The organism is Roseobacter fucihabitans, from assembly GCF_014337925.2.
Taxonomy (GTDB): domain Bacteria; phylum Pseudomonadota; class Alphaproteobacteria; order Rhodobacterales; family Rhodobacteraceae; genus Roseobacter; species Roseobacter fucihabitans.
Window position 1 is genome coordinate 110,679 of record NZ_CP143423.1, and the last position, 14,920, is coordinate 125,598.

At 57.2% G+C, this 14,920-nt stretch carries 10 protein-coding genes and 1 pseudogene; 9 read left to right on the top strand and 2 right to left on the bottom strand.

The genetic code is table 11. The features are described from left to right. The first annotated feature begins 171 nt into the window (after window positions 1-171). The 7 genes from ROLI_RS00540 (at window position 172) to ROLI_RS00570 (ending at window position 10,426) form a co-directional block, all read left to right on the top strand. Entirely contained in the window at window positions 172-1,854 is a 1,683-nt protein-coding gene (locus ROLI_RS00540) for a hypothetical protein (protein ID WP_187428007.1), read from the top strand. Continuing rightward, a complete protein-coding gene (locus ROLI_RS00545; protein WP_187428008.1) occupies window positions 1,851-3,098 on the top strand; it encodes a glycosyltransferase family 4 protein in 1,248 nt (415 codons plus the stop codon). Before ROLI_RS00540 ends, ROLI_RS00545 begins: the two co-directional genes overlap by 4 nt. After that, window positions 3,095-5,218, top strand: a complete 2,124-nt coding sequence (locus ROLI_RS00550; RefSeq protein ID WP_187428009.1) for a hypothetical protein — start codon at window positions 3,095-3,097, stop codon at window positions 5,216-5,218. Before ROLI_RS00545 ends, ROLI_RS00550 begins: the two co-directional genes overlap by 4 nt. 53 nt (window positions 5,219-5,271) lie before the next feature. Further along, the gene (locus ROLI_RS00555; protein WP_316247385.1) at window positions 5,272-6,504 is read left to right on the top strand and encodes a glycosyltransferase family 4 protein; all 1,233 of its coding nucleotides are present in this window, start codon (window positions 5,272-5,274) and stop codon (window positions 6,502-6,504) included. After that, window positions 6,501-8,240, top strand: a complete 1,740-nt coding sequence (locus ROLI_RS00560) for a type I secretion system permease/ATPase (RefSeq protein ID WP_262386339.1) — start codon at window positions 6,501-6,503, stop codon at window positions 8,238-8,240. Before ROLI_RS00555 ends, ROLI_RS00560 begins: the two co-directional genes overlap by 4 nt. Continuing rightward, on the top strand, window positions 8,237-9,550 hold the full coding sequence (locus tag ROLI_RS00565; protein ID WP_187428011.1) for an HlyD family type I secretion periplasmic adaptor subunit: 1,314 nt from the start codon (window positions 8,237-8,239) through the stop codon (window positions 9,548-9,550). Before ROLI_RS00560 ends, ROLI_RS00565 begins: the two co-directional genes overlap by 4 nt. A 72-nt stretch (window positions 9,551-9,622) precedes the next feature. Next, window positions 9,623-10,426 (top strand): CatB-related O-acetyltransferase, encoded by an 804-nt coding sequence (locus tag ROLI_RS00570; RefSeq protein WP_187428012.1) that lies wholly within the window; start codon window positions 9,623-9,625, stop codon window positions 10,424-10,426. Here ROLI_RS00570 and ROLI_RS00575 read toward each other — a convergent pair. Continuing rightward, window positions 10,383-11,555, bottom strand: a complete 1,173-nt coding sequence (locus ROLI_RS00575; protein WP_187428013.1) for a hypothetical protein — start codon at window positions 11,553-11,555, stop codon at window positions 10,383-10,385. The two genes, ROLI_RS00570 and ROLI_RS00575, sit on opposite strands and share 44 nt — an antisense overlap. A gap of 89 nt (window positions 11,556-11,644) precedes the next feature. Between ROLI_RS00575 and ROLI_RS00580 the strand changes: the two genes are divergently transcribed. Together ROLI_RS00580 and ROLI_RS00585 are read left to right on the top strand one after the other, a co-directional pair. Next, window positions 11,645-12,295, top strand: coding sequence for a hypothetical protein (locus tag ROLI_RS00580; protein ID WP_222869332.1), 651 nt, complete (start codon window positions 11,645-11,647; stop codon window positions 12,293-12,295). A 31-nt stretch (window positions 12,296-12,326) separates the two neighbouring features. Then, window positions 12,327-13,568, top strand: coding sequence for a glycosyltransferase (locus ROLI_RS00585; protein WP_316247391.1), 1,242 nt, complete (start codon window positions 12,327-12,329; stop codon window positions 13,566-13,568). A gap of 996 nt (window positions 13,569-14,564) precedes the next feature. Here the strand turns inward: ROLI_RS00585 and ROLI_RS00590 are convergent. Next, window positions 14,565-14,699: pseudogene (locus ROLI_RS00590) on the bottom strand (phosphonate ABC transporter ATP-binding protein); the annotation flags it as partial. Window positions 14,700-14,920: the final 221 nt, after the last annotated feature.

The window sequence follows — 14,920 nt, forward strand, 5'->3', positions numbered from 1 at the left end:
GATCAGAAAAACCGTTTGACCGTTTCCGTCGGTGGTCGGCTTCGCTGTACGCCTGTAATGATATTGCGTTTGCCCCTCGAGGGTGCGGGTTTGCGTTTCGTTATCCTGTTGTCGACGGGTGACATGCCAATTCATCGGCAAGATATCAAAATTCATGCCGGTCCGCGCCTGATGGCCTCAGTTGACCCGTCGGCGCTGCAATCCCCCCTCGTTGATCAGTTGAGTCTGGTGTCAAACCTATCAAGCGAGGGGCAAACAAAACTGTTGCGCGCCCTTCTGACCACCGGCCCTTCCTTGTTCAAGAGCAATGCGCAATCGGGCAAGTCCCTGGAGGGGTTCGACCGAATAATCAAACAGCTTTTGTCGTCACTCTGCGTATCACGCTTGCCGCTCAAGAGCTTTCGCGCAGTCGGCAAAGATGCGCGGGTCCTGAGCTATGTGATGCCTGCGGACGCTGATGACGTTGCCTTGACCGATCTTGTCCAAGTGACGGCGGGGCGCGTCAAACGCATTTCAAAATTTAACCTCATGGCCGAAAGGGATGCGAAGGGCGTGACGCTTCACCTCGTGCTGTCAGAGCCGATCGCGCCTGATGCGACATTGATCGGCGTATCGGACAAGCCCCTCCATCTGATGGGGCCGACACGGGATGAGGATTTGCGCCCGTTGCAACCCTGGCTCGACCGTCAGGGTGCGCCTGTCCAGCGTTACATGATCGACGTTCTCAAAAAGCTATGCAGCGATGATCCGATGGCCAATAGCCTGTATCAGGAATTGCGCTGTGCCGCGCGCGATAAGCCGCAGCTGAATATCCTCCATGCCGCGCGATGCGGTGATGGTCTGCTTTATATGATCAAGGCACAGGACCCGCGGGGGCTGCTCTCGAATGCAAGATGGGTTTGTGAGGACATCGAACTGGACGTTCCGCTTGATCGCGCCGTCTGGCATCCGACCCATGGTGACGTTCACGTGGGATATCTACGGGGTTTTCAACTGACGGACCCCTTGCCAAAAACGTTCCACCTCTGGGGTGAAATGCGCTCGCGTCGGGCATTCTTGGCGCAGAGTGTTGAGCCGCATGAGTTTGACGGGCGCATCCCCGAGATTTACGAACACCTCGAAAATAAAATGGTCGACCGTATGCTCGGGCAGGCGTTGGCGGCATCCCTCCAGGGCAGATCGGCACCAAGGGCGACGGTCGATTGGTTCGGCACCCGTCCCGCGGCACCGAAGACCCGGTTGATCGTCTGTGTTAACCAGACTTTTGATCACCCCAGGGCGCTATTGACGCAACTGGCTCAAGAGCCGGGGGCTGATGGCTGTGTCACCTATCTTGTGGCCTCGGATCCCGCGCAAAGATCGGGTTTGCGGCGCATTGCCGAAGACATGAATGCTGTCACAGGTTGCACAGTTGCGGTCGTGGTATTCGACGCAGTGGCGTTGCCCTCTGAACGGCTGCGCGCCGTTTTGACGCTGGAAACTGCCGAGGCCACAATTGTGTTCCCTCGGGCATGGTTGCCAAAAACATCGGGATGGCTGAAGCGGTGGCATACCCTGGTGGCATCCCAAGGCGAGGCTCAAACCGCCAGAATCGCAGGGGGTGGCGGAGAATATTTGGAGTTGTCGCCTGGGCGGTGCCAGATTTTTAACCAAGCCGCTGTAGAGTTTTTCGTAGGGCTTCCTCTAAGATCGGCCTCCGTTGAAGCAGACCTGAACGGGATCAACGAAATGTCCGGTGCCGCCGTTCCGGAAACCGAAAGTGCAATCTGTTATGAAACCGCCTCAGCGATGAGTAACACCCAACGACGTGCGGATGCCGAGGCCGTCGCCCATCTCGCGCAGAGGGCGGAATGAATATACTCGTCATCTGCCACGATCATCCACATTATACGACCGGTGGGACCGAGGTTTTATCCCATGATCTCTGCCAGGCCTATTCGACGGCAGGGGCCAAAGCCACGTTTGTCGCGGCCACAACCGGTTTGAGCAGACCGGATATGCCCGCTGGCAGCTTGGCAAAACTGGGCGATGATTACCTGCTGCGCACGGGGCATTATGACATGTTCACTATGTCCCGAATGGATGGCACGACCTGGGTCTCCTCGTTCAAAGAAATCGTGCAGAAAACCAATCCGGATGTTGTGCACCTGCATGGGCTGGACCGGCTTGGTGCGGACCTGGTCACGTTGCTGCGGCGTATTTTGCCCGAGGTCTCGATCGTTCTGACGCTGCACGATTATCAACTGATCTGCCCGAACGAGGGTCTGTTGCTCACCCGACCCGAGGCCGCATTATGCCATCGGCCGTCGCCCGAGGCCTGCAACCGCTGTTTCAGTGACCTTTCCATTGACCGGCACGTCCTACGAAAGGCACATCTGCTGGGTGTTCTTGGGATGATCGACGCCTTTGTCGCACCGAGCGAAGACCTCAAGGCGCGGTTTGTCGCCTGGGGGTTGGAAGCCAATCGTATCCATCTGCTTCGAAACGGTGTTCCCGAACAGAAACAAGCGCCTGCCAGAACCGTCGACGCCGCCGCCAGGCCGCGCAACCGGTTCGCCTTTTTCGGCCAGTTCGCGGCCCACAAAGGTCTCTACACGCTGCTGGATGCGGCAAGCCGACTTCAGGCCAGTGGCGCGTCCCTGCGCCTCAGCCTTCATGGCCGCATGTTTCATCCGTCCAAGGAGGCGCAAGCTCGTTTCGATCACGCGATGCAAACAGCACAACCCCTTGTTCAAAACCTCGGACCGTATGACCGCTCGGAGCTCACGGACCTGATTTCCGGTTCTGACTGGGTTGTGCTGCCCAGCCTATGGTTCGAAAATGCGCCCCTGACAGTTTTGGAGGCCCAAAGGATTGGTAGGCCAGTGATCTGTACCGATATCGGCGGCCTGGGGGAGTTGGTGCAGGACGGGGTGAACGGCCTGTGCGTACCGCGCGGGAATGCTGCGGCTCTTGCGGAGACTATGGCCCTGGCGGCAAGCGATATCCCTTTGTGGGAACGGCTGGCCGCCAGTGTGCAACCGCCGCCCTCCACGGCAACGGCCGCAGGCGAACATCTCGCCTTGTTTGACCGTCTCAAACGGAAGGCCGCAGCATGACACAGGTCATCACTCCTGAGACGCTCATCCTTCTCCCGGGCGATTTCTGTATTCTTGTTTTCAAGGCGTTGGACGTCGACTTCCCGGACCAGGCGAGGGTCGAAATTGGTGCCCAAACTTCCTCCTGGATGAACATTGGCTGGGAACATGAAGGCCAGAGGCATGCGATCAGCATGATCGGCACTGTCCCTTCCGTGCCGTTTGAGGTGATGTGCGCGGACGGGCAGTTTGCACAGATCGGGCCGGCCCGATCCATGACGCCTGACATCAAGAAGTTGGCGGAGGCCGTGCGCTTTTCGGGTGGGCCTTTGGGTGATGTCTTTCAATTGTTGCGTGCCACGATCGACGAGTTGGCCAATAGTGAAATGACTGAAGTTCTGATGCGGTTCCTGGACCTCACGGCAGAACACAGCGGTTTTGTTGAGATCGCGGCCCTGCCCGAGACAGGTGGCTTATTCCTGCAGGGCTGGTCAAATCCAGAGATTGCGCAAGATTACACGCTCTTGACAGGCACTGGCGAGGTATCCGCCGCCTGCGCGGGCTTTGCGCGCGAGGACCTGATCGCCCCCGCGTCTGGGTTTTGTCTATACGCCCGGAACCATCCGGAGACGTTCCTTAAAACCAAGAGCGTTTTTCTGTGGCGAAACAACGATTTGCGCCGCCTTGATGTCTTGCCCGAACTCCCCGAGCCGATGCGCGCAGAGACGGCCAATGACCATGTTCGCATGATGCTGCCGAGGCTATCCGCCAAACCGTCCGTCATGGCCCAGTTCAAGCGGGTATGCAGGCCGCGATTTCGCGGGCAGGATACGTTGTCTGCCTACGATGGGCCCGTCGCCGTCGGATTGGACAGGGTCTTGCAGGCAGAAGGCGGGTTATTCGTCACGGGTTGGATGCTGGATCCGCTGGCGCAGATTGATCTTGCGCTCATCAAGAGCACATCGAACCTATATGCGCCGATCTGGCCTGACGCCCATAGCCTGCATCGCCCCGATCTGCTTGAGGCTTTCGCTCAGGATCCCCGGTTTGCAGGTCTTCTGGATCCTTCTGAGACGCGGAACGGCTTTTTGTGCTTTGTTCCCGCTGCGTCTGCAAAGGTGAGCAATTCAGAAGTGTATCTGGAATTGGTGCTGCAGGATGGGCAGTGTCTTTTCCTGCCGATCACGCCACGGAAATGCCGTGATCTTGGGGCGGCGCATGCGGTTCTGAACGCGGTGCCCCGGCATGATCCTGCGCTGAACAGTATTCTGGCCAGACATGTGGCCCCTTTTCTCGTTGGACTCACCGCGAAGGCCTCTGAGAGTCGGTCTCAGATGATCCCGATGGGAGAGCCCTATGAGCCAGGCCAAAGGGACGTCGCGGCCTTGATGAGCATGTCCAAACCCGAAGACCTGAAACCCGTCTTCGCCAGTTTGAGCAATACGGCCGAAGCACATCAGATCGAACTGATCGTGATCATCGACGACACGCTTGACCCGCAGGTGGTGTCGACCTTGCAGGATCAGTTTTTGTTTCATGGTCTGACGGGCGGTGTAGTGTCCTGCGCTAAGCATATGTCGCAGGCGGCACGGCTGGATGTCGCGGTTGGCGTGACCAAGGCCGAACATATCTTGTTGTGGGGTCCCCAGGCTTTGCCGCAGACGACAGGGTGGCTCGATCTGTTGCGTCAAGAAGCTGCGTGCCTGCCCGCGCCCGGTCTGGTCTCCCCGCTGTTGTCCTATGAGGATGGGTCCATCCACTTCGGGGGACAGCGCATGGCGGGCCGTCCCGCGCAAGCCATCAGCCAATTGGCCGGTTTCAACCGGACGAACCGAGATACTCTGCATAAAGTCGAAGTCTCCGCAGGGGCGCATGAACTGGCTCTGATCGACCGCGATCTGTTGATTGAGGTCGGTGGGATTGCTGGTCGCCTGCTGGGGGACAAATACACCCATCATGGTCTCGGGGCGCGCCTGCGTCAGCACAACGCCGCTGCCTGGTGCACGCCGCAGGTGGAATTCTGGATGCTGCCCGACCAGGCAACCCCGCAGCAAAGCGGGGCGTCCTCCTTCATCGACAACGTGGATGCGGCAATCATCTCGCATCTCTCCGTTCCGCAGAAAGCGATAGTAACGTTATGAAAACACTTATTATCTCTCATGCGCATCCAGATTTTTCAATTGGAGGCGCGCAGGTGGCGTCTTACAATTTGCATTGCGGTATCAAGGCGCAGGAGGGGTGGCATTCGCATTATCTGGCCGGTGTCAGCCCCCCGGTCGCGGCCCATCCCGAATCGCCATTGATGTCGCTGGAGCGTGCGGCGGATGAAAGCCTGTATTGGTCCGATGATTTTGATTGGTTCTATCTGGGGACAAAGAACCTTGGCAACCTGATGCAGCATTTTGAGCGTTTCCTGTCAGACCTGCAACCTGATGTGGTGAATTTTCACCATGTCATGGGGTTTGGGGTGGAAGCGATCCATTGCATCCGCCGCGTCCTCGGGGATGTGCCTATTGTTTATACCCTGCACGAATTTCTGCCGATCTGCGTGAACCACGGGCAGATGATCAAGACCAAGACCCACGCCTTATGCACCAAGGCCTCGCCCTCGGACTGCGGCATGTGCTTTCCGGAGATCGGGCGCGCGACGCTCAAACGGCGCGAGATTTACATCAAATCGTTCTTTGACCAAGTGGATGCTTTCGTCAGCCCCTCGCATTTCCTGCTGTCCCGGTTTGAGGATTGGGGATTGCCAAAAGACAAGCTGGTGATGATCGAAAACGGGCTGGAAGGCGGTGTCCCGGCACCTATCCGTCCGATCAAGCCGGGGGCACCGCGCAACCGTTTCGCCTATTTTGGGCAGTTGAACCCGTTCAAGGGTATTAAGGTGCTGATCGACGCGGTGACGCGCATTCCTGCGGATGTTTGGGGCGATAGTCTGCTGTATGTTTACGGCGGAAATCTGGAACACCAGCCTGAAGAGTTTCAGGCCAGTGTCAAGGATCTCTTCCGGCAAGCCCGCAACCGTATCCGCTTTGGGGGGTCGTACAAAAGCCATGAATTGCCCGAGCTGATGCGGAACACGGATTGGGTTCTGGTCCCCTCGACCTGGTGGGAAAACGCGCCCGTGGTGATACAGGAGGCGCAATTTCATGGCAGGCCGGTCATCGCGAGCAACATTGGCGGCATGGCCGAGAAAGTCCGCGACCAGATAGATGGCCTGCATTTTCAGGTGAGCAATCCCGATAATCTGGCGGAAACGATGGCGCGGGCGATCCGCGAGCCGCAGCTTTGGGACAGGCTGCACAGCGGCATTCAACCACCCATCACGGCCCCTGACAGCGGTCAGTTTCATGTCGAATTGTTCGAAAAATTGCTGGTGCGCCAGACCGCGGCACGGCGGCTGGCACAAACGGCTGCGGAATGACTTCGTCTGCCGGTTGGCAATCCTACGATGCGGCGCGCCGTGATCTGATCAGGGGCGGAATCGCTGCCGGATCGCTGGGCGTGTTTATCAATATCCTCCACCTGTCGTTGCCGCTGTTCACGATCCAGGTCTATGACCGTGTGTTGTCAAGTGGCAGTCTCGAAACCCTGGGCGCATTGGTGCTTTTGGTGGTGATCATCCTGGGGTTCCAGATCTTGCTGGATATCCTGCGACAACGCATCTTCCTGATCCTCAGCGGGCGGGTCGCAACGCGCCTTGGTCGCCCGGTTCTTGGGGCCGCTGTTGAGACCTCTTTGCGCGAAGGCTCTGCCGGGGTCGCAAGCTCATTGCGGGACGTTAATGAGGTACGCGCATTCGTGTCCAGTGGGTCCCTTGCCCTCCCGGTTGATATCGCGATGACACCTCTGTTTTTGGGCGTTCTGTTCTTATTGCATCCGGGTTACGGATTGGTTGGCCTTGTGGGTGTGTTGCTGCTGAGCGGATCGGCAATCGCGACCGAAATGTTGATCCGGCGCCCAGCAGCAGAGGGCAATCAGGCCGCCGCGACCGCGCAGTCAGAAACAGCCGAGGTCATTCGCCACGCGGAAATCGTGACGGCCATGGGCATGTTGCCCGCACTGGCGCGCAGATGGCGGCGCAATCAAACAGCGGCGATTGAAAAGACCGAAACCGGGCAACGGCTTGTCAAGGCGCTGGGCTCATTGACGCGCGGTCTGCGGTTAATCCTGCAGATCGCCATCGTGTCCGTCGGTGCGATCCTGGTGACATCAGAAGCGGCCTCCGCAGGCACAATCATCGCCGCAACCGTGTCATTAGGACGGCTTTTGATGCCTTTTGAGCAATTGATAGACGGGTGGCGGAAATGGTCTGATGTCATTGAACGCATGGGTCGGATGCGGGAGGTCTGCGATACGGGCGCGGTGGGGCGTGACACGGTCCCTATCGCCATTCAGAACGGCCATTTGACCGTTGATCGACTGACCTACATCCCTTCTGAGAACGCACGGCCCATTCTGCGCAATGTGTCATTTGAACTTGAAACCGGATCAATGCTGGGGGTGATCGGGCCGTCCGGGGCCGGTAAATCAACCTTATCACGGATGCTGGTGGGGGTCTGGAAACCCACGGCAGGCGGGGTATATCTTGATGGGCAAAGCACTTTTAGCCATGAGCGGGGCAGTTTCGGACAGGCTGTGGGCTATCTGCCGCAGGAGCCCACGCTCTTTAACGCCTCGGTGCGCGACAATATCGCCAAATTCGATGACGTGGACATGGCCGATGTGGTGAAGGCTGCGCGTATAGCGGGCGTGCATGATTTGATCGGTAGTCTACCGCAGGGTTATGCCACGCGCATCGGAGCGGGCGGCGTCGAGCTCAGCGGCGGGCAAAAGCAACGGGTGGCGCTTGCCCGTGCCATTGTCGGTGACATTAAATTATTGGTGCTGGATGAGCCTAATGCACATCTGGATGCTGAAGGCGAAGCGGCTCTGGTGGCCGCCCTGTCCCATCTGAAAAACGAGGGAAAGACGATCGTCGTTATCGCGCAAAGGATGTCGATCCTGACGCGGGCGGACCGGCTATTGGTGCTGCGCGACGGTGCTGTTGCGAATTTCGGCGCGCCTGGCGATGTCCTGGAGGCAAACGAAAACCGCAGGGTCCTGACCAATCCGGCGTTGGCCGCAGACGCGCAACAGCAGCAGGAGAAACGATCATGAGCGCGTCGTATCAAGACGACGAAACCCTGACGTCCTATAGGCCGACCCTGATCGCGGCGTTGCTCATTTCACTGGGCATGATATTGGCGATACTCGGCTGGTCGATGTTCGCGCGGCTTGATGCGGCGATTGTGGCGAACGGCATTCTGCACGCGGAAAGTGACCGCAAGACCGTTCAACATCTTGAGGGGGGCATTCTTGCGGAACTGTTCGTGCGCCCCGGCGATGCGATCAAAGCCGGTCAGGTCGTCGCCCGTCTGGATGACACTCAGATTTCGGAAAGGCTGGTGCAGCTGCGCGCAGAGTATGAGTTCAGTCAGTTCACACTTTGGCGGCTCTCAGCCGAACAAGATGGGATCCGCCCGGATCCTGATATCGCTCCAGATCTTGGAGCCGACCAGATTCCAAAACGCCGCGCACAGACCGTGGCGGCGATGGCCCTTTATGAAGCGCGATTGCAAAACCATAATGCTCAGATCGCCGCATTGGATCACCAGATCGCGCAACGACGAGCACAGATAGACGCCAACACGGGCCTTGCGCGATCTTCCGCTGCGCAGCTCGCATCCTGGACCACTGAACGCGAAACGATCAACCGACTGGTTCAAAGCGGGGCTGCGCCGGAACGGCGACTTTGGGAGCTGGACCGCGCAATCGCCGTCAGCGCAGGTACGCGGGATGAGAACGAAGGTCTTATCGCGGCGGCGCGGCAGGATATTGCGCGCGCGGTTTCGGACAAGGAAGCGCTCACGCAGACCCGTCTGGCAAGCATCGCCTCTGAGTTGTCGGATGCGCGCCGCACCCTGCTGACACTCAACAGTCAGATCCGCGCGGCAGAAGACATCAGGGAGCGGCATCTGATGCGCGCCCCTCATGGCGGCCGTGTCGTTGATATTAGTGTTGTGACGACGGGCGCGGTTCTTGGTCCGGGGCAGGTTTTGATGGAAATTCTGCCTGCCGATGATCAGTTGATTGCTTTGGTCAGGCTGGCACCCAACGCGATTGATTCGGTGAAACCCGGCGGTCCCGCCAAGGTGCGCATGATCGCCTACAAACGCAGTGATGCGCCTTTGGTCAATGGCACGTTGTCTTTTGTATCACCCGACATACTCGAAGATCCCGCCACTCAAACCCCCTATTTCGAGGCCCGCGTGACGCTAGACGCCGATGATCTGGGCAAGCTCGACGAGACGCCGATTTCCGCAGGTATGCCGGTGGAAGTGACGCTTGTGATCGGAACGCGGCGTGCGGGAGACTACCTCATCGAACCCTTCGCCCGACATTTCCGGCGGGCCTTCCGGGAAGAATGAAAAAGAACCGTCTTAACAGCAATGCAAGGTTTCAATGGTCTTTGACAGCAAATGAACGAAAAAGGACACCCTATGAGTACAGATGATCTTAAATTGTCGTTTTCTCAGGCACAGCTCAAAACCTTTGCGGAACAGGGGCTCAAGCTCTACGGACTCGCGGGCACATCCAGATTGGCAAAAGGCTCTTTCGTGGAGGGGCCAACCAGCTTGCTGTCGACGGTTACCCCCGGCGCGTTTCTTGAAGTTGGTGCGTTTTGCAATCTCAGCGGTGGCGCGCTCAACAATATCCGCGTGGGGCGGTATTGCAGCATGGCGCATGGTGTCGTGACCGGCAGCCACGAGCACCCGACTGACTGGCTAACGACCTCGCGCGTGTCCTATTATCCTGAGGTGAATGGGTGGGATAAATTGATGCTCGGGGATCGTGCGCGGGAGATTCACGCAAAGAAAAAACCTTTCGCGGCCAGTTGTCCGATCACTACTTTGGGCCATGACGTGTGGATTGGGCAGGGGGCTTTCATAAAATCAGGAATCACCATCGGGCATGGTGCTATTATCGGTGCGCGTGCCACCGTCCTCAAGGACGTGCCACCCTACGCGATTGTGGTCGGTACACCCGGCCGAGTTGTCCGGCTTCGGTTCCAGGACGCCGTCGTAGAAAGATTGTTGGCTGTGAAATGGTGGGACTACAATATATACGATCTGTTTGACGCGCCGATGGATGAAATCGAACAATGTCTTGATGCTCTGGAAGACCTGATCGATCGTCAAAAGGTCAGGAAGTTTTCTGGCATCAAGCTTGACCGCCAAACCCTTGCGGCACCTGACAAGATCATTTCGGCTCTGGCACCTCTACCGCTTGCAGAGGCCAGTTAATCCGATGCCCGATCAGGTCTCTTTGGGTCTGCGCCTTGCAGTCCCCGTTCAGGGCAATGCGCACATAGATCAGCCAGAGTTCTTCCCCGACGGTATCAAACATGCGCGACGTGCTCTGAGGGTTGAGCAGGCTGGGATAGGCGACGGCATAGGGCAGGTCACAATCACGCCGCCAAAGCAGCGGTGCGGCGATCAGAAGTTTCGGGGCCTCCCATCGCAACAGGTCGGTGGATTGCATGGTCCAAATACCAGACACCATCCGCCCATCCGAATGCCGCGCCGTCATCGGTGTAACGGCCAGAAAACGTTTGCCTTGCTTGATAACCGACGAGATAACCGACTTCAGGCCGGGCAATGGCATGCAAACATGACGTTCGGGATCGGCTATCGGTTCGCGGTAAGGATCAGCGAAACGGCCAGTAAAATCCTGTCCGTTCCAAAAACGCCAGCTGTGCGGGTTTCCCTCAATCGCCCGTCGCATCAGACAGACGCCGCGTTTCTGAGCCTTGTAGGTTTCGGCAAAGAAATAGGCATAGAGCCAGCCATCATGCACAAACATATTGCTGGGATTGAAATACCCGCTGCGGCGCGATTGCGCGGGATCATATCGATAGGGCAAGGTTGCGACCGGTGCTTGAGCCACTTCGAAGCTGCGCCCACCATCCACGCTCTGGGCGGCAAGGATCGCATTGCGCCAACAGGGCATATAGCGCGCGGCAGCACAGCGACCCTTGTGGCGATGACCATGGTATTCCGCGTGAACCAAGGCGGCGACGCGCGATCCGTCATCGGTAAAAACCGAGGCAATCCAGCGCCGATCATCGCGCAGGGCGGGATCGGGATTGCGCGCGCTGGTCAGACGTGGCGCACAGTCCCTGGGCATGGAGAGCGACAATGTCTCGCCAACACTGGCGCGCGAAGTTTCGGCCCCCGCGAGAAGATGTACAAGACCCCGATCGTCTCGCCATGCACGCGCCGGCGTATCAACGATGTCCCAGCGTTCGCATCGCTGGCTTTGCCAGTCAAACAGCGGCCCCAGCGGGTCAGGGTCCAACGTCTGTGCCGTGCTAAGGCTGGCGAGACAAAAGCAGGTCAGCCAACAAAACAATGGCGTTATATAGGGTGTCATGATCGGCTCTCCCGCTTTCTGTTTGGCACTGAAACCGAGGGGCACCCGGCCCATGCCAGAATCAGGGGTAGCCGAAGGATATGAACAAAATGATAGAGGTTGCCGCCCCGCCCGGTTCTGACAGTGAAGAGCGCGTCAATGGCATCGTTGACCGTCCGGCAGCCGGCCGTATCGCGGGGTGGGCAATCGACCGCGCAGATCCCGCCGCCCATGTTGTCGTTGACATCTATTTCGAGGAGGCGTTGATCGGTCAGGTTCCGGCAACGGACTATCGTAAAGATCTGCAACGCAATGGCATCGGCACGGGGAGATATGGTTTCAAATTTGATCTGCCTGATGGTATTAATCCTGAAATGTCATTTGCGATCAAGGCAGTAGCACGTACGAAAGACAATACCTTTGCGAGCTTGCGAGGCACCGGGCGCATGGTGCCATCAGAGGATCCCAAGGTCAGAATGAGCCAACGGGCCTATCTTCATACTTGCACCTTGCGGCAGGAGTTTTTGCAGTTATCACGCAAACTGGACGCCGTGGTTCAGGACGCGAAATCGACAAAAGGAGACTCGGATATTCTGGAGCGGATCGAGCTGGTTCAGGCGCGTTTGGAGAGCTTTGTGAATCAACAGCCGACCCATCCGTTGCAGCCTCACAATAGCGGGTTGAAATGGGCGGTTGCCTTTGCGCTTTTGTTAGGAATTTCATCTTTTAGCTTTGGCATCCTGTCATTTTGGTTGGGATAGCGTGACGTCTCCAAAGCCGTCCATTCTGTTTGTGCATGACAGTTACCCCGGACAGTTCGGTGCCTTGGCCCAGTATTTGCACGATCAGGGATGGCGTGTTGCCTTTGCAACGCTCGATGACAATCTCCCCAAAAATGCCCCCTACCAAATGTTCGGGTATACGCCGCATCGCGCGCCATCCGCACAGACACACCCCTATGCGCAATCCTATGACAGGGCCGTCCTGCAGGGACAGGCCTGCGCGCGTCGGTGTGCTGAGGCCAGAAATGCCGGCGATTTGAGTGCAGATATCATCATTTCGCATGTAGGTCCGGGTGCCGGGTTATTCCTGCGGGAAGTGTTTCCAACTGCTTTGATCGTGGCCTATTGCGAATGGTGGTATCAATCACCCGGCATCGATACCCTTTATCTTATGGCTCTTGATGGACACACCGCCAACGTCTCTCTCGATGATCTGATCCTTGCGCGCAGCAGGAATGCGTCGATTTCTGCAGAGCTACTGTCTGCCGATCTTGGCCTGTGCCCCACGCATTTTCAGGCGGATCAGTTTCCAATCGAATTGCGACAGAAAATCAGCGTTTTACATGATGGCGTCGATACGGATTATTATGCGCCACTGGCGCAGAAGGATAGGCTGGGACAGGCAGAGCATCCGGCTTTGGCACAGATTCCAAAGAATGCGCAGCTTGTGACCTATGCCACAAGAGGCATGGAACCTCACCGCGGTTTCCCGCAGGTTTTCAAGGCGTTCTGGGAGATATCGAAAGAGTGGGATAACGTTTATTTCGTACTCGCGGGAGAGAACACCGTCTTTTATGGCTCAGATCAGGATCGACGTGTTGACTGGTTGGAACGCTGCAAAGCGGCATACCCGATCGCGCCTGATCGGCTGATTTTCACAGGGACTTTGAACAAATATGATTACAGGTGGCTGCTGCGCCGTTCCTGCGTTCATGTCTATTGTACGGTTCCGTTTGTGCTCTCTTGGTCGCTGCTTGAAGCGATGTCGGTTGGTACGCGTCTTGTAGTTTCTGATGTTGAGCCAATCCGTGAGGTCATGCCGGATGATGGCGCAATATTTGCAGATTTGTTGATAAAAGACGGGTTGAAAAATGCTCTGTCTTTGGCGCTCTCAGATCAAGAAGCTACGACGCAAGCAGCAAAGGCCACACGCGCCAGGGTCGCGACACACTATCGGTTGGCTGACTTTCTGGACAAACGCCGATGCTGGCTGCTGCACGCGCTTGATGCAAAGAAAAATTCAGGTACCTGACCGGGGATACCAAAGCTGCCCGCTTTCAGTTCTCTGACTTTGTTGTTTAAATTGTGCTCAGACGAATGAAACGGGTGAAAGCGCGATGTCGGCAAGTGTTTGGCGCAGTTAGGGCTGCGCTACGGTGCAACATAGCGAGGCATGTCGGCCGAAGCGTGGTCGAGGTAATTTTGCACATTTCGCTTGTCGACTTCGCGCCAACCCGGTCTTGCCATATAGGTTGAGAACAGCGTCGTCTGTCAGACTCTCGATCCAACAATAACCGTCTTCGGTCGCATCCTTGCTGAGATCGAAACAGACGATTTCCGAGCAGCGAGGGTCACCAGCATAACCGATCAGCAGGATGCCTCTATCCTGCATATGGTGCGGACCAAACGACAGGATCGAAGCCATCTTTAGCACATCTTCGATCAGAACGGCTTCTTCCTGGACTGGGGATTTGGCGTGTTTACGTCTTGTAACGGTCCGACCGGGGGTGATGTGGCGATCCTTGCGATTGAGCACAAACCCGCATTGCCAATACTGCCACGCCATTCCTGAGAGCCGCCGTTCGACCATATAAACAGAGAAAGGGGGGCACCATCCGGCGATTTTCCGCCCAATCAATTCAGAAGTCGGAGGAAAGCATTCGCTCCACGACCCCTGTGCCAGCTGTTAACCGGAACCGACCATTGTAGTGGGCGCGGCGATATCCTTTGGGGTGCCTGCATCACTGTCAGCACTTGAATCAGCCAACAGATCGCCGGGATCAACATCTGTCATATTTTCGGTAGAAGCACGAGTTTCCTCGTTGCCCGCATCGGGTGTGGGCGGGTCAGTCGGAACTGAGGTCGAGATTGCGCGATCTGTCACATTGCCAAGGCTATTGAGACTGCAGACAAAAAAGTCATTTATTTGTATGGATTTAGCTGTACGATGATCGTAAATATGTTCGCTAATTTCGAAACTGATAAGGAATGGAAGGCGGATGAGCAACGTGCCAAAGTGCTTGCGGGGTCTTGTCAGTGGTTCGATTTCGGTGGACCTGACGGCTTTGGAAAAATCCGCTTCTGCACCATAGATGTCTCGGGCTGCGCCGGTCGTGAGTTGCGCAGGCGTGCCATAAAAGACGATCCGACCGTCCCGTAGGCCACCACGCAGTGGCGTTAGCCGGGTCCGGTTCACTTCGCTCAGGTGATACATGCCAGTGGAAGTATGCACGCGCTCCAGAAGTCGTATGGCGCGGCGTTTGATACGGCGCAGGTCAGCCTCGTTGACTAGGTAGTAGGGCTGGACGAGGTCATCCTCGGTGATCAGTCCAGCCTCTAGGTCAGCGTTCTGCGCGTTACAGCGGATCTGTTTGAGGAAACTCT

What these genes read in the sequence shown, in the direction of transcription:
- ROLI_RS00540 (WP_187428007.1), top strand. Translation starts at nt 172, where the DNA reads ATGGCCTCAGTTGACCCGTCGGCGCTGCAATCCCCCCTCGTTGATCAG.
- ROLI_RS00545 (WP_187428008.1), top strand. Translation starts at nt 1,851, where the DNA reads ATGAATATACTCGTCATCTGCCACGATCATCCACATTATACGACCGGT.
- ROLI_RS00550 (WP_187428009.1), top strand. Translation starts at nt 3,095, where the DNA reads ATGACACAGGTCATCACTCCTGAGACGCTCATCCTTCTCCCGGGCGAT.
- ROLI_RS00560 (WP_262386339.1), top strand. Translation starts at nt 6,501, where the DNA reads ATGACTTCGTCTGCCGGTTGGCAATCCTACGATGCGGCGCGCCGTGAT.
- ROLI_RS00565 (WP_187428011.1), top strand. Translation starts at nt 8,237, where the DNA reads ATGAGCGCGTCGTATCAAGACGACGAAACCCTGACGTCCTATAGGCCG.
- ROLI_RS00570 (WP_187428012.1), top strand. Translation starts at nt 9,623, where the DNA reads ATGAGTACAGATGATCTTAAATTGTCGTTTTCTCAGGCACAGCTCAAA.
- ROLI_RS00575 (WP_187428013.1), bottom strand. Translation starts at nt 11,555, where the DNA reads ATGACACCCTATATAACGCCATTGTTTTGTTGGCTGACCTGCTTTTGT.
- ROLI_RS00580 (WP_222869332.1), top strand. Translation starts at nt 11,645, where the DNA reads ATGATAGAGGTTGCCGCCCCGCCCGGTTCTGACAGTGAAGAGCGCGTC.